The following is a 23,727-nucleotide window of genomic DNA, read 5'->3' as shown; positions in this document are numbered from 1 at the left end:
TCTGGACGGGCGCCGATTGCCGCCGCGGCACATGCTGGGGGCATGGAGACCAACAGCACGTCCAAGCCCCTCGTCGAGGTTGCCGACTTCCGGACCGACAGCCGCTACCGCCTGGTGCACTTCGAGGGCCACGGCTGGGAGCCGCTCGCCCCGGAGGAGTTCGAGCCCCGGGTCCACCAGCTCTTCCCCGACCTCGACCCGCACGACGCGATCCGCGTCCACTGGGCCGACCGCCCGTGGGAGTGGCCCGCCTGGCACCCCGGTGAGGCGTGAGCCACAGTTCGTTACGCTGTCCGGGTGAGTGTGGATCACTTCTGGCGTCGACTGCCCGGACCGGCCGTCGACACGTGCTCGCCGACCGAACTCGGCGAGCTCGTGCCCGACCGGCACGACGTCCGGTACGACCAGCTGGCCGCCGACGGCCTGCTCCTCGGAGTGCGGAGCACCGCCCGGCTGATGGAACTCGCACTCACCGAGAACGGCCTGCACCCCGACCCGGCCGCGCGCCTGCCCGTCTACGGCGGCGAGCGCCCCGAACCCGCCGCCGCGGGCCCGCTGGTGCTGCGGCCCGAGCAGGTCGCGGCCGCCTTCACCTTCCTCCGGGACTCCGCGCTCGGCGAGCTCGTCCGCCAGCAGAACACCGTGCTGGCCCGCACCGTCGCCCACCTCGGCTACCCGACGCCGTGGTCCGAGACCTGGGCGGCCCGGGTGGTGGCCGACCTGCGGGAACTGCGGGACTTCTTCGCCGACGCGGCCGCGGCCGGTGACGCGGTCGTGGTCCGGGAGTCACGGTGAGCGGGGCGGGGGAGGGCGCGGCCGACGGGCGCGGTGGCAGCGCGGGGAGTGCCGTCAACGGCGGAGGCGCCGTCAACGGCGGAGGTGCTGGGTACGCCGGAAGTGCTGGAAGTGCCGGAAGTGCCGGCTACGCCGCCGAAGCGGCGAAACTCGCCGTCCAGTACGAGAGCGTGACCTTCGCCGAGGTCCACCGCGACCTGCTGCAGCACTACCCCGCCCCGCCCGCCGCCGTCCTCGACGTGGGCGCGGGAACCGGCCGGGACGCGGCCGCGCTCGCCGCCTCGGCCACCCCGTCGTGGCCGCCGAGCCGACCGCCGAACTCCGCGCCCACGGCGAGCGGTTGCACCCCGGACCGGGCATCCGCTGGGTGCCCGACGCACTGCCCGCGCTGCCCCGGCTCGGCGCCGGGGGCGAACGCTTCGACCTCGTGCTGCTGACCGCCGTCTGGATGCACCTCGACGCGGCCGAGCGCCCGGCCGGGATGGCCGTCCTCGCCCGTCTCCTCGCCCCCGGCGGCCGCCTCGCGCTGACCCTGCGCCACGGCCCCGTCCCGGCCGGGCGCCGGATGTTCGACGTCCCGCCGGAGGAGACCGTCGCCCAGGCCGCGGCCCACGGCCTGCGGCTGGTCCACCGCACCGAGCGCGCGGACCTGCACGGCCGCGCCGACGTCCGATGGACGGGCCTGGTCCTGGAACACCCCGCGGACTGAACGGCGCCGGGGCCGCCGGGCACCGTGAACGCGTCGGGGACGACGCCTCTTGCGTCCGATCGTCGTACCGGCTCTAGACTCCGTCCCGTGGCGGATCATCAGAGCGAGACCAGGGCGGCCTACGACGGGGTCGTCGAGCTGTACGCGTCGAAGTTCGCCAACGGGCTGGAGGACCAGCCGTTCGGCCGGGCCATGATCGGCACCTTCGCCGAACTGGTCCGCGCGACGGGCAACCCGCGGGCGGCGGACGTCGGCTGCGGGCCCGGGCACCTGACGGCCATGCTGCACGAACTGGGCCTGGACGCCTCCGGATTCGACCTCTCCCCGGGCATGGTCGACCACGCCCGGCGGGCCCATCCGGCGCTGCGCTTCCAGGAGGCGCGGATGGAGTCGCTGCCGGTCGGGGACGGCGCGCTCGGCGGCGTGCTGGCCCACTACTCGGTGATCCACACGCCGCCGGGGGAACTGCCGGCGCTGCTCGCCGAGCTGGTGCGCGTCCTGGCGCCGGGCGGCCTGCTCCTGCTCTCCTTCTTCGGTACCGAGGGGCCGGCGCCGGTCCGGTTCGACCACAAGGTGACGCCCGCCTACAGCTGGCCGGTGGACCGCCTCGCCGACCTGCTGGCCGACGCCGGGCTGGTCCCGTTCGCCCGGCTGCTCCACGACCCGGCCTCCGAACGGGGCTTCCTCGACGCCCACCTGCTGGCCCGCCGCCCGTAGGCCCCGCCGGGGCCCTACCCGGCGTCCGCCCAGGCGGCGGTGGCCCGGCTCCGGTCCCGCCACTGCCGCACGCCCGGGCCGTCCGGATCCCGGCGGCGGCAGAACTCCTCCAGCCAGGCGCACTTGGCGAGCATGGCCCGGCGGCGCACCGGCCAGGGCGGGACGGGGCGACCGTAGGCGCGGAAGAGGTGGTCGAGGTCCCCGCCCCGGTCGGGGTGGTGCATCCGCACGATCCACTCGCACCACGCGAGGTCCTCGACCGGGTCCCCGGCGTGGGCGAACTCCCAGTCCAGTACGGCCGTGACGGCGAAGGTGTCCGGGTCGAGCAGGAGGTTGTTGGGCCCGAAGTCGCCGTGCACCAGTACCGCACCGGGGGCGGTGACCGGCTCACCGGACACCGCCGGGTCGAGCTGTTGCAGGCGGCCCAGGACCAGCCCGCACGCGGCCAGTACGCGCGGCCCGTGCCCGGCGTCCAGGAGGTCCTGCGCGGGCACGCCGGGCAGGTGCCCGAGCGTGAGCGCCGCCCGGTCGGCGGCCAGCACCGGCGGGACGGGCAGCCGCTCCCGGAGCCCGGTCAGCAGCCGCTCCTCGCGCGCCAGCCGGGCTTCGGCCTCCGGGCCGCAGTAGTGCTTCACGACCACGCGGCCGTCGCCCGTGGTGCGGTTGGTGTAGCCGTGCGGGAGGGGTTGCATGCGGCGATCCTCCCGGGAGCGCGGCCGCGGAGCCAGCGAATTGAGGTCGGGTCGGTCCGTCGGCGGTCCGCCACCCGGGTAGGGGAGGGTCTCGTCAGGCCGGGGCCGGAGCTCCGGTCGCCGCCCGGGCTACCGGGTCGGCACCGTCCGTCGGGCGGACCGGCGGGCTCTGCGCCGCCCGTGGCCTATCCGTGCCGGATCACCAGGCCCTGCCGGTAGCGGGCGGTGACGCGCAGGAACCCGACCAGGCCCGCGTAGTGGGCGGACACGTACTCCAGGCCGGACGGGTCCGCCCAGAGGCCGACCGGGTAGACGCCGGCCGCGGCGAGCGCGGCCGCCGTGTCGAGGCCCTCCGCCGTGCCGCCGGTGACGAGCTCGTCGAAGGGCAGGTCGGCCAGCTCCCGGGCGGCCTGCTCGACCCGTTCCGGTGCCAGGGTGTTCCCGTGCGGGGTCAGGCGGTGCCGAAGCCTTCGGCGACGAGGCGGGTGGACCAGTGGCGCAGGGCGGGGAGGAGGGGTGGGTGGGCGAGGCCGGCGGCGGTGGCGAGGCGGTCGGCGGAGGCGGTGTCGTAGCGGTCCTCGGAGAGGAAGGTGAGGGTCTCCGGATCCGCCCCGGTGAGGGCGCGGGGGAGGCGGCGGACCAGGGGGACGGGGACCAGGCCGCGCGGCGGGCGGACGTCGAGGTGGTCGGCGAGGAGGGCGATCAGGTCGGGGAGGACGGGCGTCGCCGGGTCGAGGACGGTGTGCGCCCGGACGGGCGCGTCGTCGTGGGCCGGGGCCGCGGCCAGGAAACGGGCCAGGTGGTCGACCGTGACGACGGGCAGGAAGGTGCGGCGGGTGCCGGGCAGCAGCGGGAGCCGGCCGCGGTGGAGCTGCCGGACGAGCTGGGCGAGTCCGAGGTACTGCCCGGCCTCGCCGGTCAGCGAGTGGCCGATGACGCTGCTGGGGTTGACGGTGGTGAGCGGTACGCCGAGGCGCGGGGCGGTGACGCGGACGGCGGCGTCGCCGAGCAGCTTGGACGCCTCGTAGGCGCCGAGGCGGGCGTAGCGGGCCGCGGTGGTGCGGGCGTCGAGCGGGTAGCGGGGCTGCGGGTCGCGGCCGACGCGGTAGCCGGAGAGGTGGATCAGGCGGCGCAGCCGCGGCCGGGTGGCGGACCAGTGGAGGGCGTGCAGGGCGCCGTGCAGGTTGGCGGGTTCGGCCTGGGCGCGGGTCAGCCCGAACCGGTAGCGGGCGGCGAGGTTGTGGACGTCGCGGACCTCGGCGAGCCGGGCGTCGTCCTCGGGGGAGAGGCCGAGGCCGGGGCGGGTGACGTCGGCGGTGACGGTGGTGAGTGCGGCGTCGTCGGCGTCGTGGGCGCGCAGCCACCGGCGCAGCTCGCCGCCGCGGTCGGGGTCGCGGACGGCGGCCGCGACGGGCTCGCCGCGGGTGAGGAGTTCGAGGACGAGCCAGCGGCCGAGGAAGCCGCCGGCGCCGAGGACGAGGGTGCGGGGCGGTGGCGGGGCGGACGGCATGGTGTGCTCCGTAATCTGTAGACCGGTCTGCATATTTTTTGGGCGAGAAGGAGGGGCGGAGCCACCCCGAGGGGGGCTCCACCCCGGATCGACCTACGCCGCGGGCGCCTTCTGCGCGCCGAGCAGGTGGAGGACCGCGTGCTGGGCGTGGTCCAGCGGTTCGCGGCTGCGCCGGACGGACGCCAGCAGGACGGCGCCCTCCAGCAGGGCGAGCGCCTGCCCGGCGGCCGTGGCGGCCGCGGCGGGCTCGAAGCCCTCGGCCTCCAGCCGGTCGGCCAGCACCCGCTGCCAGCCCTCGTACACCTCGGCGCAGACGGCGCGCAGTGCCTCGTTGGTGCCCGCGACCTCCAGGGCGACGGTCGCGATCGGGCAGCCCTTGGTGTAGTCGGAGCCGGCCAGCCGCTCGGCGAAGACCTCGGTGAGGCGGCGGGTCAGCGCTCCGCTGTCGGCGCCCTCGGCGGTCAGGGCGGCGAGCAGGTCCTCGACCTCCCGGCCGGCCTGGACAAGGGCGGCGGTGACCAACTGGTCCTTCCCCTCGGGGAAGTGGAAGTAGAGCGACCCGCGCGGTGCGCCGGTCGCGGCGACGATCTGGTTGAGGCCGGTCCCGAAGTAGCCCTGTGCCTCGATCAGCGTCCGGGTGCCGGCGATCAGCCGGGCCCGCGTCTCTTCTCCCTTGACTCCCATACGGAAAACAATAGACCGGTCTGCATATTCCTGTCGACGGTTGACGGTCGACGGGTGCCGCACGGTCAGGAGTCGCGGGCTGCCGGGCCGTCCGGGGCCGAACGGCTCCGCGCCGCGTCAGTACCGCGTCAGTACCGCGCCCCGGTCGGGAGGCCCGTCCACCGCAGTTCCTCGGGAAGGTGGCGCAGGTCGTTGAAGAGCGCCACGGAGGCCGGGCGGCCCGGGGCGTACCGGATGACGGTCAGCGCGGCGTTCGCATGGTTGAGCCCCAGCCAGCGCCAGGCGGGTGCGTCCAGGGCGTGCCGGACCAGCCAGCCGATCAGGAAGTTGTGCGTGACGACCAGTTCGTGCCGCTCCTCGGTGCCCGGCACCGGCCCGGTGAACCGTTCGACGGCCCGCCGCGCCAGCGGCCGGCCCTGCTCGCGCTCCTCCGCCGTGGTGCGGGACAGGAAGTCGAGCAGGAAGTCCGCGCTCTCCGGGGGCAGTTCGGCCCGGTCGGGGACGTGCGGAACGTAGTCGCCGGCCTCCTCGCAGACCGTCGGCACCACTCCGGTGAGCCGATGGCCGACCAGCTGTGCGGTCTGCGCGGCCCGGGGCAGCGGGCCGTGGTGCACGGCCGTGATCGGGCGGTCCGCCAGCCGCTGCCCGAGCAGGTCGGCCTGTCTGCGGCCGTTCTCCGTGAGCCCCTCCCCGCCGGGCGCCGCCTCGCCGTGGCGGGTGAGGTAGAGGTGACGGGTGGCGGTCTCGGTCATGCTCCGGGGCTCCTTCACGGCCGCTGGCGATCACGGATTCGCCCCGGAGGGACGCCCGAGGGGGTGCCCCCGGTTCCGGCCGGGTGCGCACGGCCGCGCGCGACGGGCACGACCGTGCGCGCGGGCCCGGGCCGAGGCGCGGCCGCGTCGGGACCCCCGTCCCCGGCACGGCCGCCCGTCGTGGATCAGCCCGCGTGGGCCTCGTCCAGCAGGGCGAGGTCCGCCGGGGAGAGCTGCAGGGCGCCGGCGGCGATGTTGTCCTCGAGGTGGGCGAGGTCGCCGGTGCCGGGGATGGCCAGGACGTGCGGGCCCCGGTGCAGCGTCCAGGCCAGGCGGACCTGGGCGGTGCTGACGCCGTGGGCCCCGGCCACCGCCAGGACCTGTCCGGGCTCGGACCCGCCCGGGCCGGACTCGCGGCCGGATCCGGCGATCGCGTAGAAGGGGACGAAGGCGATGCCCTGCTCGCCGCAGGTCCGCAGCAGCGCGTCCTGCTCGGGCGCGGCGCCGATGCCGTACGGGTTCTGCACGCACACGACGGGGGCGATGGCCCGGGCCTCGGCGAGCTGGTGCGGCTGGATGTTGGAGAGGCCGAGGTGGCGGATCAGCCCGGCCCGCTGCAAGTCGGCGAGGGCGCCGAAGCGTTCGGCGACCGAGTCGGACCCGAGGATCCGCAGGTTCACCAGGTCCAGGTGGTCGCGGCCGAGCTGGCGCAGGTTCTCCTCGACCTGCGCGCGCAGCCCCTCGGGGGTGCGGGCGTGCTCCAGCCACGTGCCGTCGGGGCCGCGTGCGGGGCCGACCTTGGTGGCGATCACCAGGTCGTCGCCGTACGGCGCGAGCGCCCGGTTGACGAGCTCGTTGGCGGAGCGCAGCGGGGAGAAGTAGAAGGCGGCGGTGTCGATGTGGTTGACGCCCAGTTCGACGGCGCGGCGCAGCACCCGGACGGCCTGCTCCCGGTCGCGCGGCACGGCGTGCGGAACGAGCGCCTTGCCGGTCTGCGGCAGTCGCATGGTGCCGAAGCCGATCCGGTGCACGGGGCGGTCGCCGAGGGTCCAGGTGCCGGAGGCGGCGGCGTGGACGGTGGTGGGAGCGGCGCCGGCGGCGGCGGTGCCGGTGGCGGGGCCGGCCGGGACGAGGGCAGGGGTGTGCACGGGAGGGGCGGTGTGGGAGGTCATGCCGTCATGATCTCCACTGCACTACTCTGACCGCCAACGATTCGAACATGTGTGAATCCACGGGGGTGGCATGACGGCCGAGCTGCAGTTCACGGCGGGCGACCTGGCGCGGATGCGCTTCGCGGTCTCGCCGATGTGGGAGGTCGGCCCGAGCCTGCGGCTGCTGCACTCGGGGATCGCCCACCCCGTGCACCGGCCGTGGGTGGAGCAGGTGCGGCCCCGGCTGGCGGCGGCCGGGCCGGAGCGCGGGTGGCTCACCGAGATCGTCCCGCCGGCCGGGTACGTGCCCGACTTCGTCAACCCCGCCCCCACCGGCGCCGCCCCGACCATCGGGAGCGAACTCGCCGCGATCCGGGCCACCCCCGACGCGCAGGTGCGCCGTGACCTCGACCGGCTGGCGTCCCGTCAGGGCGGCCTCGGCCCCCGGCTGCGCGCGCTGCACGCCGACCCGGCGGCGGGCCTGCCCCGGCTGACCGAGGCGATCGAGGCGTACTGGGAGCTCGCGCTCGCCCCGTACTGGGCCCGCATCCGGGCCGTCCTCGACGCGGACGTCCTGCACCGGGCCCGCCAGGTCGCCGAGTTCGGGGCGGCACGGGTCCTCAACGACCTGAGCACCGAGGTGCACTGGTCGGAGGACCGGCTGCGGCTGCGCCGGAGGTCGCGCCCGCTGGCCCCGGGGGCGTCGGGTGCCGGGCTGCTGCTGATCCCGTCCGCCTTCGCCCGGTCGGCGCTGTTCACCCAGGTCGCGGCGGAGCACCCGCCGCAGCTCGCCTACCCGGCGCGGGGGACCGGCCTGCTCTGGGCCGCCCGGCCGGCGACGGGCGACGGCGCCCTCGCCGTCGTCCTCGGGCGGTCGCGGACGCTGCTGCTCACCGAGCTCGACGCCCCGGCCTCCACCACCGAACTCGCCCGCCGCACGGGGCTGTCGCCGTCGGCCGTGTCCCGCTACCTGACGACCCTGCGGGACGCCGGCCTGGTCAGCGCCCACCGGGCCGGGCGCTCGGTGCTCTACGCCCGGACCGCCACGGCGGAGGCCGTCCTCGCGCCGCTGGCCCAGGGGTAGGACCCGCGGGAGGCCCGCCGGTGGTCCGGCCCCGCGGGATCCACCGGGATGCCCCGGCGTGCCGGAGGGCGTCGGTGCCCTGGAAGAGTACGGGCATGACACCCGACCCTGACGACCGGCAGTGCCCCCGTCCGCGCGAGGTGCTGCGCTGCGCCGTCCTCGACGACGTCCAGGAAGCCGTCACCGGCATCGCCGACTGGTCCCCGGTGGCCGATCGGGTGGAGCTGACGGCCTTCCCCGACCCATTCGGGTCGCAGGACGAACTCGCCGAAGCCCTGGCGGACTTCGACATCGTGGTGGCCCTGCGCGAACGGGTCGCGTTCCCGGCCTGGCTGTTCGCCCGGCTTCCGCGACTGCGGCTGCTGGTGGCCGCCGGCATGCACCACTCGGTGATCGACTACTCGGCCGCCGAGCGCCGCGGCGTGACGGTCTGCGGGACGTCGAGCTCCGTCACCCCGCCCGCCGAGCTGACCTGGGCGCTCCTGCTGGGCGTGGCGCAGGGCGTCGTGCCGGAGAGCACCGCGCCGCGCGGCGGGTCGCGGCGGAGTACCGCCGGAGCGGACCTGAACGGCCGGGTGCTCGGGCTGCTCGGCCTCGGGAGGGTCGCGGCCCCGGTCGCCCGGATGGGGCTGGCCTTCGGCATGGATGTGGTGGCCTGGAGCCGGAACCTGACGGACGAGCGTGCCGCCGAGGTGGGCGTGCGCCGGGCCGCGAGCCTCGCGGAGCTGCTGGGCGGCAGCGACTTCGTCTCGGTGCACCTCGCGCTCGGCGAGCGCACCCGGGGGCTGCTCGGTGCGGCCGAGCTCGCGCTGATGAAGCCCGGTGCCTGTCTGGTGAACACCTCCCGGGCGGCGATCGTCGACCGGGACGCCCTGTCGGCCGCGCTCACCGGGGGTCGGCTCGCGGGCGCCGCGGTGGACGTCCTCGACGAGCCGCTGCCCGCGGACCACCCGCTGCACACCGCGCCGGGGCTGCTGGCCACCCCGCACCCGGGCTACGGGCCCCAGCACCTCTACCGCCGCTGCTACGGCGAGGCGGTGGAGGACATCGCGGCGTTCCTCGACGGGGAGCCGATCCGGCGGCTGGGCTGAGGGACACCGCGCCGACGTCCGTCCGCCGGGCCGGGCGCCGCCGCATACTGGCCGCGTGACGAGCGGAGACGGTGGACGAGGACGGGGCACCGGCCGGCGCGGGGTGCTGAGGGCCGGTGCGGCGGCGCTGCTGCTGGGGGCGGCGGGGTGCGGCGGCGGGGCCGGGAAGCCGGCGGCGGGCGCGGGTCCGGCGGGGTCGGGGTCGGCGGGCCGGGGGAGCGCTTCGGCTCCGGGGAGCACGTCACCGGGCACGACCGCGGCGTCCGGCGGCAGCGTCGCCACCACTCCGACGGCGGGCGGAACCCCGGGCGACACATCCGGTGCGACGCCGACCGGGGCGGCGAGCCCGCTGCCCAACCCCCCGCTCTGGCAGCCCGGCCCGTCCGAGGTGCAGCCCGACGTCAAGCGGCGTGCCGTGGAGCTGGTCGCCGCGCTCGGGGCCTGGCCGCCGGGCGGCCAGGGCGTGGCCGCGGCGCGGGCCCGGGTGGCGGCGCTGGGCCTGCCGCCCGCCCTGGCGGACCAGGCCGGCCCGCTGGCGCCGCCGGCGCCGGAGGCGAGCCTGGAGGTGATCGACGCCCAGTACGGCGGGATCCTCGCCGACTCGGCGAGCGTGCTGGTGGTGTGCCGTCAGTGGACCCGCGGGCCCGACGGGTCGGTGGCCGAGGGCGGCTGCACGGTGGACGTCCGGCTGAGCCGGTCCGAGCCGCGCTGGACGGTCACCGAGCTGCACCCGGGGGAGCCGGGCCCGGCCGTGCCGACGCCGCCGCCCGCGGTGGCCCGGGTGTTCGCCGAGCCGAGGATCGAGCTGCCGCCCGGGGCGGCGGCCGACCTGCGCAGCGGCGCCGTGCACGACAGCGTGCTGGAGGCGATGCTGCGGCTGGCCGGCCCGTACACGCTCTCGGTGAGCGTGGTGCGGTCCGGCCACCCGTTGCTGGTGTTCGGCACGACCCGGCCCAGCGACCATCCGCAGGGCCGGGCCTTCGACGTGTGGCGGATCGACGGCCACCCGGTGGTGGACCCGGGGACGTCCCGCGCGCTGGTCGAGTCCTTCATGCGGGACGCGGCGGCCGCCGGGTCGTACAACGTGGGCGGGCCGGTGGCGATCCGGGGCGCCGGCAACCAGTTCTTCACCGACGACACCCACCACGACCACGTCCACGTCGGGTTCACCGCCTGACCGGGCGGCCCCGACCGGGCGGCCCCGACCGCCGCCCGACCGGTGACTGACCGGGCGTGCCGCCGCCCGGCCGGTCAGCCGACCGTGCGTCAGTTGACGTTGACGCCGCTCCACGCCGCCGCGATCGCCTTGTACTCGGTGCTGTTGAGGCCGTAGAGGTCCTTGGCCGCGCTCAGCGAGGCGGTGCGGGCGCCCTTGTAGTTGGTGGTGGACGTCATGTAGACGGTCAGCGCCCGGTACCAGATCTTGGCGACCTTCTGGTTGCCGATGCCGGTGACCGTGGAGCCGTTGCAGGTGGGGCTGTTGTAGGTGAAGCCGTTGATGGTCCGGCTGCCGCTGCCCTCGCTGGCCAGGAAGAACCAGTGGTTGCCGACGCCCGAGGAGTTGTGCACGTTCAGCTTGCCGACCGAGCTGCTCCAGCAGTCCGCCGAGGCGCCGTCCAGCGAGGGCTTGTCGAAGCGGCGCAGCCACGGCGGGGTGGACTGGTCGCTGAACAGGTAGTCGGGGGTGTCGACCTTGTTGTTGGCGTACCACTCGACCATCGTGCCGAAGATGTCGCTGGTGGACTCGTTGAGGCCGCCGGACTCCCCGCTGTAGCGCAGGTTGGCGGTGGCGCTGGTGACGCCGTGGGTCATCTCGTGGCCCATGGTGTCGAGGTCGACCTGCTCGGGGTCGTGGCTGCCGTCGCCGTCACCGGTCATCATGCAGAAGCAGCTGTCGGACCACTGGGCGTTGTCCCAGTTGGTGCCGACGTGCACGAAGACGGTGGCGCCCTTGCCGTCGTTCTTGATGCCGTTCCGGCCGAAGGTGTTCTTGTAGTAGTCGTACGTCCAGGCGGTGTTGGCGTGGGCGTCGACGGCGGCGGTGGAGCGGTCGGTGGAGAACTTCTTCCCGTCGCCCCAGACGTTGGTGGTGCTGGTGAAGGCGGTGCCGGAGCTCGCCTTGACCGAGGCGGCGGCGAGGTTGTGGGCGTCCTTGGTGACGTGGCCGCGGACCGGGTCGGTGAGCGTGTAGCCGCCGCTGGTCTGGGTGGTGTCGATGGTGATGTCGCCGGTGTACTCGGAGTGGCCGGTGCCGGAGGCCTCGTGCTCGGCGTCGTACGACTCGATCTGCTCGCCGGTGGTGGCGTCGGTGACGACCACCCGGCCGGCGGGCTCGCCGTGCTCGCCGGTGCCCTCGACGGTGGTGCGCCAGGCGAGCCGGGGGGTGCCGTCGGCGGCCCAGACGACCAGTTCGGGGCTGCTCACGGCGTCCCTGACGCCGGGTGCGGCGGCGATGCCCTCGGCGGCGCCGGCCTGCGCGGGGACCTTCGGGACGGTGGACTTCACGGCGGCGTCGTGGGCGGCGGCGCGGGAGGAGTCCTTGAGCCGGCCGCGGGAGTCCTGGTGGACGACGAGGTCGCCGCCGACCACCGGGAGGCCCTGGTAGGTGCGGTCGAAGCGGACGTGCTGGCTGCCGTCGGCGTCCAGGACGACGTCCTTGACCACGAGGTCCTGACCCGCGCCGAAGCCGAACGTCCCGGCGTTGCGGGCGACGTTGGCGCGGGCCTGGGCTATCGCGGCGTCGCGGGTGCCGGTGGCCGCGGAGGCGGTTCCGGTGGGAACGGCGACGGCGACGAGGGCGGCGACGACCGCGATGGCTCCGGCCGCGAGGGGGCGGCGGGAGGAGGAGGTGGGGCTCACTCTGACTCCAGTGGGGGTTAGCTGCAGGGAAAAGAGCTGCGACTGAGATTGACGGCGAGCAGTCAGCTGGAGCTAGAGGGAAGGTCATAACTTTGCCAAGTTGTGTCCTGTTCAAATCAAAAATGATCAGAAGTTAACATTGCGCCCACACTCCCGTCGTGACACTCGCTTACGCACACCCGCGCACGGCTCTAGGCTCGGCGCCATGGACGGATGGGTGGGGGCCTGGACCGGCGGGCGGGCGGCGGTCCACGTGGGCAACGTCGCGGACTTCAACGAGCAGTTCTTCGCCCCGGGGATGGACGGCGCCCAACGCGCCCGCCGCCTGCGGCAGGCGCACCACTACGCCTGCCTGGCCGCCTGCTACAGCCCCGAACCGGCCCTGCTGGTGCTGCCCGCGGAGGTCGCCCCGGAGTGGACGGACTGGCTGGCCCGGGAGCTGGAATGGGGCCCGGTCGAGGTGCACCGGGGAGTCTCGCCGGGGAGCACGGTCGCCCGGGCGCTCGCCGGACGGCCGGCCCTGAGGGCACGGATCGCCGGCCTCGGCGGACCGGTGGTCCACTGGGGCCGCACCGCGGACCAGGGCGAGGGGCCCGAACTGGCCACCGTGCGCCGCTACGAGTCCAAGGCGGCCGCCCACGAGCTGTTCACCGAACTCGCCCCCGCCCACCCGGACGTCCACGTCCCCGCCCAGGAGTGCCCGGGCGGCCGGGGCCGCACCGCCCGCCGGCTGACCGCCCGCGCGGCCCGGGGGCTCACCACCGTCCTGAAGAGCCCGCACGGCGTCGGCGGCTACGGCACCGTCGTGGTGGAACCCGCCGACCTGTTCGCCGCGGGCGGCGGCCGGGCCCTGCTGCGGCGGCTGGTCCGCACCGAAGTCCTCCCGGCCCGGGGCGGGTTGCTGCTGGAGGAGCACGTCGACCCGGGCCCGGCCGCCCGGCTGCGCGACCTCACCTACGACGTGGTGATCGGCTCCGACGGGGCCGTCCACCCGGTCGGCGCCGGAGTCATGGCGGTGGCCGGCACCCGCTACCAGGGCGTCACCGTCGGGCCCGGCGCGGTGCCGGACGCCGCCGCGGGGACGGCCCGCCGGTTCGCCCTCGCGGTGGGGGAGCGGCTGGCCGCCGAGGGCTACCGCGGCTGGTTCGACGTGGACTTCGTCACCGACCGCCGCCGCCGGCTCGCCCCCACCGAGATCAACCTGCGGCTCACCGGCCCGGCCGTCGCCTTCGTGCTGCGGGAACGGCTGGACCGGGTGCGCGGGCCGGGCCACCTCGTCCGCACCCTGGACGCGATGCCCCTGGGAGCCCGCCTCGCCCAGGAGGCGCTCCACGACCACCTCGACCGGCTGCGCCCGGCCTGCGCCCGGCTCGGGGTCACCCTGTTGCCGCTGATCCCGACGGCCGGCCACGACCCGGAGCCCGTCGTCGGCCTCGCCCTGGCCGGGACCGACGCCGAGGCGCTGGACGCGGCACAGGCGCTGCTGGCGGCGGCGAACCACGCCCTGGCCGGGATGTTCGAAGCCCTGCGGTGACGGGCGGTCGGGACGCGCGCGGCCGCCTCGGGCGACCGATCGCCGTTTCGGCGACGGCGCTTCACCCGCTCCGGGCGGCCCCCCGGCGGCCGCCGCCCGCTACTGCTCGCCCACCGGCGGCCGCCAGACCACGAACCGCACCACGACCAGCGCCGCGAGCATCAGCGGGATGTTGAAGGCGAACACCAGCGCCGTCTCGCGCGGCCAGTCCGTGGCGCTGGTGAGGCGGTACAGGTTGTCCTGCGGCCACCAGTTGACCAGCAGCCAGGTGATCGCGAGATGGGTCAGCACGGACAGCCGGTACGGCCGTCCCTGTCGCAGCACGGCCTCGAAGCCGGCGGCGAGGTAGACCACGCCCGCGCCGAACGCCAGGTTCTCGCAGAGGTACAACAGCCTGAAGTACGCGTCGTAGGGGGACGGGACCAGCGAGACGTCGGTGGAGCCGGGGAAGAACTCGTCGGTGATCGCCCACGCGCCGGCGCCGAACAGCAGCACGCAGAAGACCGCCGCGCAGCCGGCGACGGAGCGGCTCTCGGAGCCGCCGCCCCCGGCCTTGCCGCCCGCCTTCCCGCCGCCCGCCTTCACCGGGCGCCCGGCGGTGAGCGCGGCCGTCCGCGCGGCGGTGTGCTCCGGCGGTGCGGGCAACGGCAGCGCGGAGCGGTCCAGCTTGCCCGCCCGGGTGCGCGGCAGGTCCGGCACCACCACGACCGCCGAGGGCGCGGCGGCGCCCGGCAGTTCCGCCGCCAGGTGCTGCGAGAGCGACCAGCCGTCGGCGCCGTCCGCGGCCGGCTCGGCCACCGCGTAGCCGACCAGCCGCCGCTGCCCGGGCCGCGGCTCCAGCTCCACCACGGCGGCCTCCCGGACCGCGGGGTGCGAGCGCAGCACGCCCTCGGCCCGGGCGGCCGTCAGCACCGTGGCCACCGCCGAGGCCTTGCCGGGGTGGTCGACCGGACCGAGCACGGTGGCGGCCCGGCCGAGGAACTCCAGGACGCCGTCCGGGCGCAGCAGTCCGACGTCCCCGGTCAGCAGCACCCGCCCGTCCGGGTCGAAGTCGGCCCGGACGAAGCGCCGCCGGGTGTCGTCGGGCCGGTCGAGGTAGCCCCGGCCGAGCCCGCTCCCGGCGACGGCGATCTCGCCGGGCCGCCCGGGCGCGACGGGGAGGCCCTTCGGCCCGACCACGTAGACCCGGGTGCCGGGGAAGGGCCGGCCGACCAGCGAGACCCGTTCGCCGCCGTCGGCGACGGCGCTGCCCCGGGCGTCGAAGTAGGTGCTGTCGACGGTGGCCTCGGCCAGGCCGTAGACATTGAGCACCCTGGTCCGCTCGCCGAGCAGCCGTTGCAGGCCCAGCTGCTCGTCCAGGTACCACTTCTCGGCGCCGACGGTCAGCAGCCGCACCCCGGGCAGGGCGCGGCCGGTCCGTTCGAGGAAGGCGCTCAGCCGGCGCGCGGTGCGCACGTTCAGCTCCACGACGGTGATCCGCTCGTCGGCGACCAGCGCGGGCAGCTCGGCGACGTCGGCGGTGCGGTCCAGGGTGAGGTTGCGCGGGGCGACGACGAGGGCGGCCCCGGTGCACAGGGCGCGCACCCAGTCGGCGGTGAAGACGTCGAACTCCAGGCTCGCCGTCTGCAGGATCCGGTCCTCGGCGGTCAGCCCGTACACCTCGCACCAGCCGCGGTGGGCGGCCAGCAGGTTGTCGTGCCCGATCAGCGCGCCGGTGGGCGGGCCGGTGGTTCCGGAGGTGTAGAAGACGCAGGCGAGGTCGGCGGGGCCGGTGGCCGGGGCGTCGAACGGGCCGTCCGCCGACACGGTCAGGTCCGGGCAGACGACCGGTGCGCCGCCGGCGTCGGCGAGCCGCACCCGGTGGCCCTCCTCGGTGACCACCAGGTCCGGTGCGGCGTCGGTCAGCACGTGCCGCAGCAGCGCGTCCGGCGCGCTCGGCTCCAGCGGCACGTAGGCGGCGCCGGTCTTCAGCACGGCGAGCAGGGCGACGTAGACGCCCGTCCCGCGGCCGAGCGCGACGGCCGCCCGGCCGCCCGGGGCCAGGCCGCGGGACGCCAGGTCGCGGGCGAGTGCGGTGGCCCGGGCGTCCAGCTCCCGGTACGTCAGCTCCTCGGCCCCGCACCGGACGGCGACGGCGAGCGGGGCCAGCCGGGCCTGCTCCTCGACCAGTCCGTGCACCGTGCCGGCCGCCGGCGGTGCCCCGACCGCGGCCTTCCCGACCGCGGGCTCCCCGACCCCCGGGCCGCCCGTCGCCTCCCCGAGCGCGGCGCCCCCCGCCGCCTCCCCGACGGCGGCCTCCCCGACCGCCGCCGCTCTGCCCGTCGGCTCCCCGTCCGTGGTCTCCCCGTCCGTCATGACGGCGCTCCCCTCGTCGCTCCGGAAGCACCGATCATCCTCCCAACTCCGGCCGGGCAAAAGGGCCCTGGCGCGTCCATCCCTCGGACGAAGCGATCTTGCCTGGGGCCCCGGTTGTACTCTGCACGCGGACGGTCGGCGCCGTACCGGCCGGTACGGCGCCACGCCCGTACCCTGCCCGGTGCCGTGATCGGAGGTCCGCCCCCATGAGTTCGTCCGCCCCGTCCTTCGAGGGCCCACTGCTGCGCACCCGGGACGTGGACGTCGTGCGCGACGGCCGCCACCTGCTGCGCGGGATCTCCCTCACCATCGAGGCCGGCGAGCACTGGGCGCTGCTCGGGCCGAACGGGGCGGGGAAGTCCACCCTGCTCGCGCTGCTCGGCGCGGTCTCCCACCCGACCCGCGGGGAGGTGGACGTGCTGGGCCGCCGGCTCGGCCGGGTGGACATCCGTGAGCTGCGCGCCCACCTCGGGCACGTCAACCCCCGCCACCCGCTGCGCTCCCCGCTGAGCGTGCGCGAGGTGGTGCTGACCGGGCACACCAACACCATCGAGCCGGAGTGGCACCGCAAGGCCGCCCCCGAGGTGCTGGCCCGGGCCGAGCAGCTGATCGGGACGCTCGGCATGGCCCCGATGGCCGACTCCCCGTGGACCACGCTCTCCCAGGGCGAGCGCGGCCGGGCCCTGATCGCCCGCGCGCTGATGCCCAGCCCGCGGCTGCTGCTGCTCGACGAGCCCGCCACCGGACTGGACCTCACCGCCCGCGAGCTGCTGCTGGACAGCCTGGACCTGCTGCGCCACCAGCACCCCGAGCTGGCCAGCGTGCTGGTCACCCACCACCTGGAGGAGCTGCCGGAGAGCACCACGCACGCCCTGCTGCTGCGGGCGGGGGAGTGCGTGGCGGCCGGGCCGGTGGACGAGGTGATGACCACGGGGCTGATCAGCGAGACCTTCGGCCATCCGATCCGGATCAGCCGCCACGAGGGCCGCTGGACGGCCCGCGCGGCCGCCCGCCGGGTGCCCGGGGCGTGAGGCCGTGGGCTGACGGGCGGCGGCCCGCGAGGGTGCCCGGGCATGAGGTCGTGGGCTGACGGGCGGCGGCCCGCGAGGGTGCCCGGGCATGAGGTCGTGGGCTGACGGACGGCGGCCCGCGAGGGTGCCCGGGCATGAGGTCGTGGGCTGACGGACGGCGGCCCGCAAGGGTTCCCCCCACCTGACGGATTGACAGGTGGGGGGCGGTGTAGACGCTGAAATCAGATTTCCCTAAGGTATGCCTTAGCTAAGTGGGCGGGGGGACCGGTGCCCCCGGTTCCCCCCGCCCACACTCAGTGCTGCCCAGGTCCACCCTGCCCTCTCCGTTGGAGCCCGTATGTCCGCCCGTCGCCGTACCACTGCAGCCGCGCTGCTCACCCTCGCCGTGGCGACCGCCACCCTGGCGGGCTGCGCGGACAAGAAGGACGACAAGGCGGGCGGCGCCGACGCCGTCAAGATCAACGCCACCGACACCGCCTGCGAGGTCTCCAAGACCACGTTCCCGGCCGGCCACGTCGTCCTCGACATCAGCAACAAGGGCGCCAAGACCACCGAGGTCTACGTCTACGGCGACGGTGACAAGATCATCACCGAGCGCGAGAACATCGGCCCCGGCACCAAGGCCACCATCAACGCCGAGATCAAGGCCGGCTCCTACGAGATCGCCTGCAAGCCCGGCATGGTCGGCGACGGCATCCGCCAGAAGATCACCGTGACCGGCGAGGGCGGCAGCGCCGCCGCAGCCGACCCGCGCCTGGCCACCGCCGTCGAGGCCTACCGCAAGTACGCCCAGGAGCAGGCCGACGCCACCATCCCGGCCGTCGAGGCCTTCGCCGCCGCGATCACCGCCGGCGACGTCGAGAAGGCCAAGTCGCTCTACGCGCCCTCGCGCACCGGCTGGGAGCGCACCGAGCCCGTCGCGGAGAGCTTCGGCGACGTCGACCCCAAGACCGACACCCGCGAGGACAAGGTCGAGGCCGGCCAGCAGTGGACCGGCTGGCACAAGCTGGAGAAGTCGCTCTGGGCCGACGCCAGGATCGGCGACGACGAGAAGACCCTCGCCACCCAGCTGGTCAACGACCTCAAGGACTGGCAGAAGAAGATCCCCTCCGCCGAGATCACCGCGACCAGCATGGCCAACGGCGCCAAGGAGCTGCTGGACGAGGTCGCCACCAACAAGATCACCGGCGAGGAGGACCGCTACAGCCACACCGACCTGGCCGACTTCCAGGCCAACGTCGAGGGTGCGCAGAAGGCCTACGAGCTGCTGAAGCCCGTCGCCGCCGAGAAGGACCCGGAGCTCGCCAAGACCCTCGACTCCGAGTTCACCGCCATCACCGCCCTGCTCGCCAAGTACAAGCAGGCCGACGGCACCTTCACCTCCTACGACAAGGTCACCGAGGCCGAGCGCAAGACCTTCTCCGACGCGGTCAACTCGCTGGGCGAGCCGCTGTCGAAGCTGGCCGCCGCCGTCGTCGTCAAGTAACGACCCCGGCACCACCGAGCACCGTCCCCACCCCTCCACCGACGCCGTGGCGGCCCCCAAGCGGCCGCCACGGCATCGGCGAGTCAGCACAGAGAAGGATCCACCCGCCGATGGACGCCGAGAACCAGCAGCAGACCGAAGCCCCGGCCGGCACCGACGCCGCCCCCGCCGGCGGCGTCAGCCGCCGGGCCGTGATCGGCTGGGCCGGCGCGGGTGTCGCGCTCGGCGCCGCCGCCGTCGGCTCGGTCGCCGCGGCCACCCGCCAGGACGACCCCGCCCCGGCACCCGCCGCCCAGGCCGGCGCCGAGGTGCCCTTCTACGGCGACAACCAGGCCGGCATCGCCACCCCCGTCCAGGACCGCCTGCACTTCGCCGCCTTCGACGTCTCCGACAAGGCCACCCGCGAGTCGCTGGTCAAGATGCTCAAGGAGTGGACCAAGGCCGCCGCCGCGATGACCGGCGGCCGCGAGGTCGGCACCGGCGCCGCCAGCGGCCTGCCCGAGGCGCCGCCGGACGACACCGGCGAGGCCCTCGGCCTGCCCGCCTCCCGGCTCACCCTCACCATCGGCTTCGGCCCCACCCTGTTCGAGAAGACCGGCCCGGACGGTCAGCCGGTCGACCGCTTCGGCCTCAAGGCCAGGCGCCCCGAAGCCCTGATCGACCTGCCCGCGTTCAAGGGCGACAAGCTCGACCCGCTGCGCAGCGGCGGCGACATCTGCATCCAGGCCTGCGCCGACGACCCGCAGGTCGCCGTGCACGCCATCCGCAACCTGGCCCGCATCGGCATGGGCACCGTCAACATCCGCTGGTCGCAGCTCGGCTTCGGCAAGACCTCCTCCACCACCCCGGACGCGCAGACCCCGCGCAACCTGATGGGCTTCAAGGACGGCACCCACAACATCGCGGGCACCGACACCGCCAAGCTCGCCGACCACGTGTGGGCGGCCCCCGGCGACGGCGCCGACTGGATGACCGGCGGCTCCTACCTCGTCGCCCGGCGCATCCGGATGCACATCGAGACCTGGGACCGCACCTCGCTCAAGGAGCAGGAGGACGTCTTCGGCCGCACCAAGGGCGAGGGCGCCCCGTACGGCAAGGCCAAGGAGCACGACGCGCCGGACCTCAAGGCCATGCCCGCCGACTCCCACGTCGCCCTGGCCCACCCGGACGCCAACAGCGGTCTGATGATCCTGCGCCGCGGCTTCTCCTTCACCGACGGCACCGACGGCCTCGGCCGCCTGGACGCCGGCCTGTTCTTCCTCGCCTACCAGCGTGACACCCGCAAGGCCTTCGTCCCGCTCCAGCAGCGGCTCGCGGGCAGCGACAAGCTCAACGAGTACATCCAGCACGTCGGCTCCGCCCACTTCGCCTGCCCGGCGGGCGTCCGCAAGCCCGGGGAGTGGTGGGGCCAGGCCCTGTTCGGCTGATCCCGACCGCGTTCCCCCGTACCACCTCGACACCCCCCAGGAGCCCGCGTGTTCGGCAACTACCTGATCGGCCTGCGCGAAGGCCTCGAAGCCAGCCTGGTCGTCTGCATCCTGATCGCCTACCTGGTCAAGACCGACCGCCGGGACAAGCTCCCGCCGGTGTGGACCGGCGTCGTCTCGGCCGTCGTGCTCAGCATGGCCTTCGGCGCGGTGCTGCAGTTCGGCTCCTCGCAGCTCACCTTCGAGGCGCAGGAGGCGCTCGGCGGCTCGCTGTCGATCATCTCGGTCGGGCTGGTCACCTGGATGGTGTTCTGGATGCGCCGCACCGCCCGGCACCTGAAGACCGAACTGCACGGCAAGCTCGACGCGGCCGTCGCCATGGGCACCACGGCCCTGGTGGTCACCGCCTTCCTGGCCGTCGGCCGGGAGGGCCTGGAGACCGCCCTGTTCATCTGGTCCGCGGTGCAGGCCACCGGGGACGGCTACAACCCGCTGATCGGCGCGGCCCTCGGCCTGCTCACCTCGGTGGTGCTCGGCTGGCTGTTCTACCGCGGCGCACTGAAGATCAACCTGGCGAAGTTCTTCACCTGGACCGGCGCCATGCTGGTGGTCGTCGCGGCCGGCGTACTCGCCTACGGCGTGCACGACCTGCAGGAGGCCGGCTGGCTGCCGGGCCTGCACAGCCAGGCCTTCGACATCTCCAGCACCATCCCGAAGGACAGCTGGTACGGCACCCTGCTCAAGGGCGTCTTCAACTTCCAGCCGGACCCGACGGTCCTGCAGCTGGTGGTCTGGCTGCTCTACCTGGCGCCGACCCTCGCCGTCTTCTTCAACCTGTTCGGGGGCCGGGCGAAGCCCGTCGCGGCCAAGCCCGCCGCCTGACCTCCCGCACCCCCGCCCCGCCCCGACCGGCCCCCGCCGGCCGGGGCGGTCGCGCGTCCGGCCCCCGGCACCCCGCCGGGGGCCGCGGTACGGGGCGGGGGTGTCCGGGTCGGGCAGGGGTGTGCGGGGCGGGGCCGGGACGCGGCGGAGCCCCGGGAGGTCCTGGACCGCCCGGGGCTCCGGGGTGACGTGAGCGGGGCCGCTACTCGCTCTTGATCGCGCCCAGGATGTCCATCCGGGCGGCCCGGCGGGCCGGCCACAGGGCGGCGAGCAGGCCGATCACCGCGGCCGCGACCAGGAAGCCGAGGATCTGCAGCGGCGGCACCACGGTGGTCATGTCCTTGAAGGAGTCCGCCATCGTGCGGTTGCCCGCCCAGGCGACCAGGACGCCGAGCCCGATCCCGACCACGCCGCCGAACAGCGCGATCAGCAGCGACTCCAGTCGCACCATCCGGCCGATGCCCCGGCGGTCCAGGCCGATCGCCCGTAGCATGCCGATCTCCCGGCGGCGCTCGTAGACCGACATCGCCATGGTGTTGACCACGCCGAGCACCGCGATCACCACGGACATCCCGAGCAGCCCGTACATGACGTTCAGCACGTTGGTGACCATCTGGCGGCTCTCCGCCTTGATGTCCTCGTCGCCCTTGACCGCGATCAGCGGGTTGCCGCCGGTGGCGTCCCGCAGCGCCTGCTTCAGCCCGCCGGTGGCGCCGTCCGCGCCCTTCACCAGGATCCGTTCCAGGCCGCTGCCGGGCGCCGCGTGCGGGCCGACCACGGCGTCGGGGGCGACGAAGCCGGCCAGCGCGGTGTTGGCCTCCAGCACGGCACCGACGGTGAGCGACCCCTTGGTGCCGTCCGGGTAGGTGACCGCGACGGCGTCGCCGACCCGGTAGCCGGTGCGCTCCGAGGTGCCGGCGCTCACCATCAGCCGGCCCTGCTTCAGCGCGTCCGCCGACCCCTCCTTGACCTTGATCGTGGCCAGCCGGTCGATGGTCGCCGCGTCGACGGCCCGCAGGTACTCGGTGGTCGTGCCGTCCGGGCCGTCCGCGTCGCCCGATCCGTGCGTGCCGTGCGTGCCGTGCGAGCCGTTCGCGGCGGTCTTCACCGGGACGGTGCGCTCCACGCTCATCGCGCTGACGCCGGGCGTCCTGGCGACCTGGGTGGCGACCTCGGGGGAGAGCATCGAGAAGTTCTTCATCGCGACGGCGTAGTCGGCCTTGAGGTCGCTCCCGGTGGACTTGTCCAGGGCCTCGTTCACCGAGGCGCCGACCACGGTCAGCGAGGTGATCAGGGTGACGCCGATGGTCAGCGCGGAGGCCGTGGCGGCGGTGCGCCGGGGGTTGCGGACGGCGTTCTCCCGGGCCAGCTTCCCCGGCGTGCCGTACAGCCTGCGCAGCAGCGGGGCGAACAGCGCGATCAGCGGCCGGGAGAGCAGCGGGGTCAGCACGAACACGCCGATCAGCAGCGCGCCCGCACCGAGACCGACCAGCTTGACCTCCTTGCCGCCCACGCCGGCCGCCAGCGCGCCACCGCCGGCCAGGGTGAACAGCAGGCCGATCGCGTTGCGCACCCGCAGGCTCTTCTGGGTGGCGGGCTGCTCGACCGAGCTCATCGCCGCGACCGGGGCGATCCGGGAGGCGCGGCGGGCGGGCAGCCAGGCGGCCAGCACCGTCACCAGGACGCCGACGGCGATCGCGGTGACCACCGTGGACGGCGCGATGATCAGCGGGCCGTCCGGCAGGTTGGCGTCCATCGGGCCGTTGAGCACGGCCTTGAGCCCGACGGCGATCCCGATGCCGGCCAGCAGACCGCCCACCGACGCGGCGAGGCCGACCAGCAGCGCCTCGATCAGGACCGAGCGGGTGATCTGGCGGCGGCTGGCGCCGACGGCGCGCAGCAGGGCCAGCTCCCGGGTGCGCTGGGCGACCAGCATGGCGAAGGTGTTGGCGATGATGAAGACGCCGACGAACAGGGCGATGCCCGCGAAGCCCAGCAGGAAGGTGCTGAGCATCCGGGTGCCCTGCTCGATCATCCGGTCCTGTTCGGCGGCGAGTTCGCGGCCGGTCCTGGCCTCGAGGTTGTCGCCCTGCGGGAGGGCCTGCTTCACGGCGGCGAGCAGCGCGGCGTCGTCGGTGCCCGGCTTGGCCCTGACGTCCAGCTCGGCGTAGTGGCCGGGGCTGAGGTAGAGCCGCTGGGCGGTGGCGGTGTCGAAGGCGGCGAGCGAGCCGCCGGCCACCACGCGCGGGTCGTTGGTGTGCAGGGTGCCGGTGAGCTTGAGCTCCATCACCGGGCCGTTGACGGCGACGCGGACGGTGTCGCCGACCTTGTACCCGCCCTTGTCGGCGGTCCTGGTGTCGAGCGCGATCTCCTTGGCGTCCTTCGGGCCGCGGCCCTCGACCAGCGGGTAGCGCGGGTCGGTGCCGTCGGCGCCCGGCACGTAGTTGGTGCCGGTGGTGGAGAAGCCGTCGCCGATGAGGGCGCCCTTGCGGTCGGCGATGCCGGCGAAGCCGCTGACCACGCCGCGGGCGTCGGCGGCGCCGGGCAGCGCCGCGACGGCCGTGCGGGTGTCCTCGGTGAGGGAGGGGCCGGCCTCGGCCCGGTCGCCGCGGTCGTAGCCGCGGCCGACGGCCTCGTGGTCGCTGACCGTGACGGCGATGTCGGTGTAGCTCTTGGAGTTCTGGGTCCTGAGCGCGTTGCCGAAGGTGTCGGAGAAGACGAGCGTGCCGGCCACGAAGGCGGTGCCGAGCAGGACGGCGAGCGTCGTCATGAGGAGCCGGCCCTTGTGGGCCAGCACGTTGCGCAGTGCGGTGCGGAACATGGGGGAGTGTCAGTCCTGGGGGGCTCGTGGTTCGGTGGCGTCGGGGTCGAACGGGCTCAGCTGGTGCGGCCCTTGGCGTCGAAGCGGCGCATGCGGTCCAGGACGGTGTCGGCGGTGGGCGTGTGGAGTTCGTCGACGATGCGGCCG

At 75.0% G+C, this 23,727-nt stretch carries 21 protein-coding genes and 1 pseudogene; 12 read left to right on the top strand and 10 right to left on the bottom strand.

Features of this window, described 5'->3' with window-relative positions; all coding sequences use genetic code 11:
* Positions 1-42 precede the first annotated feature (42 nt).
* The 4 genes from ACIA8Q_RS32525 (at position 43) to ACIA8Q_RS32510 (ending at position 2,221) form a co-directional block, all read left to right on the top strand.
* Positions 43-273 (top strand): hypothetical protein, encoded by a 231-nt coding sequence (locus ACIA8Q_RS32525; RefSeq protein ID WP_360212159.1) that lies wholly within the window; start codon positions 43-45, stop codon positions 271-273.
* A 24-nt stretch (positions 274-297) separates the two neighbouring features.
* A complete protein-coding gene (locus ACIA8Q_RS32520; RefSeq protein WP_360212161.1) occupies positions 298-795 on the top strand; it encodes a hypothetical protein in 498 nt (165 codons plus the stop codon).
* A 295-nt stretch (positions 796-1,090) separates the two neighbouring features.
* The gene (locus tag ACIA8Q_RS32515; RefSeq protein ID WP_396318228.1) at positions 1,091-1,504 is read left to right on the top strand and encodes an SAM-dependent methyltransferase; all 414 of its coding nucleotides are present in this window, start codon (positions 1,091-1,093) and stop codon (positions 1,502-1,504) included.
* 87 nt (positions 1,505-1,591) lie between these two features.
* A complete protein-coding gene (locus tag ACIA8Q_RS32510; RefSeq protein ID WP_396318227.1) occupies positions 1,592-2,221 on the top strand; it encodes a class I SAM-dependent methyltransferase in 630 nt (209 codons plus the stop codon).
* Between the two features lie 14 nt (positions 2,222-2,235).
* Here ACIA8Q_RS32510 and ACIA8Q_RS32505 read toward each other — a convergent pair whose 3' ends face one another.
* The 6 genes from ACIA8Q_RS32505 to ACIA8Q_RS32480 all read right to left on the bottom strand — a co-directional run bounded on the left by ACIA8Q_RS32505 (position 2,236) and on the right by ACIA8Q_RS32480 (position 7,031).
* Positions 2,236-2,913 carry a phosphotransferase gene (locus ACIA8Q_RS32505; protein WP_360212167.1) on the bottom strand — a complete coding sequence of 226 codons (678 nt, stop codon included), beginning with the start codon at positions 2,911-2,913 and terminating at the stop codon, positions 2,236-2,238.
* Positions 2,914-3,098: 185 nt separating this feature from the next.
* Positions 3,099-3,347 carry a DUF1877 family protein gene (locus ACIA8Q_RS32500; RefSeq protein ID WP_387906462.1) on the bottom strand — a complete coding sequence of 83 codons (249 nt, stop codon included), beginning with the start codon at positions 3,345-3,347 and terminating at the stop codon, positions 3,099-3,101.
* A 17-nt stretch (positions 3,348-3,364) separates the two neighbouring features.
* Positions 3,365-4,423: an SDR family oxidoreductase gene (locus ACIA8Q_RS32495; protein WP_360212169.1), complete on the bottom strand. Its 1,059-nt coding sequence runs from the start codon at positions 4,421-4,423 to the stop codon at positions 3,365-3,367.
* Between the two features lie 93 nt (positions 4,424-4,516).
* A complete protein-coding gene (locus tag ACIA8Q_RS32490) occupies positions 4,517-5,107 on the bottom strand; it encodes a TetR/AcrR family transcriptional regulator (protein WP_360212171.1) in 591 nt (196 codons plus the stop codon).
* Between the two features lie 128 nt (positions 5,108-5,235).
* Positions 5,236-5,859 (bottom strand): histidine phosphatase family protein, encoded by a 624-nt coding sequence (locus ACIA8Q_RS32485; RefSeq protein WP_360212173.1) that lies wholly within the window; start codon positions 5,857-5,859, stop codon positions 5,236-5,238.
* 185 nt (positions 5,860-6,044) lie between these two features.
* The gene (locus tag ACIA8Q_RS32480; RefSeq protein WP_396318226.1) at positions 6,045-7,031 is read right to left on the bottom strand and encodes an aldo/keto reductase; all 987 of its coding nucleotides are present in this window, start codon (positions 7,029-7,031) and stop codon (positions 6,045-6,047) included.
* 70 nt (positions 7,032-7,101) lie between these two features.
* On the opposite strand from ACIA8Q_RS32480, the gene ACIA8Q_RS32475 reads away from it, so the two are divergent.
* The 3 genes from ACIA8Q_RS32475 (at position 7,102) to ACIA8Q_RS32465 (ending at position 10,362) form a co-directional block, all read left to right on the top strand.
* A complete protein-coding gene (locus tag ACIA8Q_RS32475) occupies positions 7,102-8,094 on the top strand; it encodes a DUF5937 family protein (protein ID WP_396318225.1) in 993 nt (330 codons plus the stop codon).
* A gap of 95 nt (positions 8,095-8,189) precedes the next feature.
* Positions 8,190-9,185, top strand: a complete 996-nt coding sequence (locus ACIA8Q_RS32470) for a D-2-hydroxyacid dehydrogenase family protein (RefSeq protein WP_360212179.1) — start codon at positions 8,190-8,192, stop codon at positions 9,183-9,185.
* 415 nt (positions 9,186-9,600) lie between these two features.
* A complete protein-coding gene (locus ACIA8Q_RS32465; protein ID WP_396318224.1) occupies positions 9,601-10,362 on the top strand; it encodes a hypothetical protein in 762 nt (253 codons plus the stop codon).
* Positions 10,363-10,451: 89 nt separating this feature from the next.
* On the opposite strand, the gene ACIA8Q_RS32460 is transcribed toward ACIA8Q_RS32465, so the two are convergent.
* Entirely contained in the window at positions 10,452-12,044 is a 1,593-nt protein-coding gene (locus tag ACIA8Q_RS32460) for a M4 family metallopeptidase (protein WP_360212183.1), read from the bottom strand.
* A gap of 205 nt (positions 12,045-12,249) precedes the next feature.
* Between ACIA8Q_RS32460 and ACIA8Q_RS32455 the strand changes: the two genes are divergently transcribed.
* The gene (locus tag ACIA8Q_RS32455) at positions 12,250-13,578 is read left to right on the top strand and encodes a hypothetical protein (RefSeq protein WP_396318223.1); all 1,329 of its coding nucleotides are present in this window, start codon (positions 12,250-12,252) and stop codon (positions 13,576-13,578) included.
* A 99-nt stretch (positions 13,579-13,677) separates the two neighbouring features.
* Here ACIA8Q_RS32455 and ACIA8Q_RS32450 read toward each other — a convergent pair whose 3' ends face one another.
* On the bottom strand, positions 13,678-15,933 hold the full coding sequence (locus ACIA8Q_RS32450) for an amino acid adenylation domain-containing protein (RefSeq protein WP_360212187.1): 2,256 nt from the start codon (positions 15,931-15,933) through the stop codon (positions 13,678-13,680).
* 206 nt (positions 15,934-16,139) lie between these two features.
* On the opposite strand from ACIA8Q_RS32450, the gene ACIA8Q_RS32445 reads away from it, so the two are divergent.
* The 4 genes from ACIA8Q_RS32445 (at position 16,140) to efeU (ending at position 20,759) form a co-directional block, all read left to right on the top strand.
* A complete protein-coding gene (locus tag ACIA8Q_RS32445; protein WP_396318222.1) occupies positions 16,140-16,964 on the top strand; it encodes an ABC transporter ATP-binding protein in 825 nt (274 codons plus the stop codon).
* Positions 16,965-17,301: 337 nt separating this feature from the next.
* Entirely contained in the window at positions 17,302-18,450 is a 1,149-nt protein-coding gene (gene efeO / locus ACIA8Q_RS32440; protein WP_360212191.1) for an iron uptake system protein EfeO, read from the top strand.
* Positions 18,451-18,560: 110 nt separating this feature from the next.
* Positions 18,561-19,877, top strand: a complete 1,317-nt coding sequence (gene efeB, locus ACIA8Q_RS32435; RefSeq protein WP_360212193.1) for an iron uptake transporter deferrochelatase/peroxidase subunit — start codon at positions 18,561-18,563, stop codon at positions 19,875-19,877.
* Between the two features lie 48 nt (positions 19,878-19,925).
* Positions 19,926-20,759, top strand: a complete 834-nt coding sequence (gene efeU / locus ACIA8Q_RS32430) for an iron uptake transporter permease EfeU (protein WP_360212195.1) — start codon at positions 19,926-19,928, stop codon at positions 20,757-20,759.
* A gap of 202 nt (positions 20,760-20,961) precedes the next feature.
* On the opposite strand, the gene ACIA8Q_RS32425 is transcribed toward efeU, so the two are convergent.
* Complete coding sequence (locus ACIA8Q_RS32425) at positions 20,962-23,580, bottom strand: ABC transporter permease (protein WP_396318221.1); 2,619 nt, start codon at positions 23,578-23,580, stop codon at positions 20,962-20,964.
* Positions 23,581-23,636: 56 nt separating this feature from the next.
* Positions 23,637-23,727: pseudogene (locus ACIA8Q_RS32420) on the bottom strand (ABC transporter ATP-binding protein); the annotation flags it as partial.

Origin of the sequence: Kitasatospora sp. NPDC051705 (assembly GCF_044453265.1) — a bacterium.
Taxonomy (GTDB): Bacteria; Actinomycetota; Actinomycetes; order Streptomycetales; family Streptomycetaceae; genus Kitasatospora.
The sequence above is the reverse complement of the archived record's forward strand: the minus strand, read 5'-3'. Positions and strand labels throughout refer to the sequence as shown.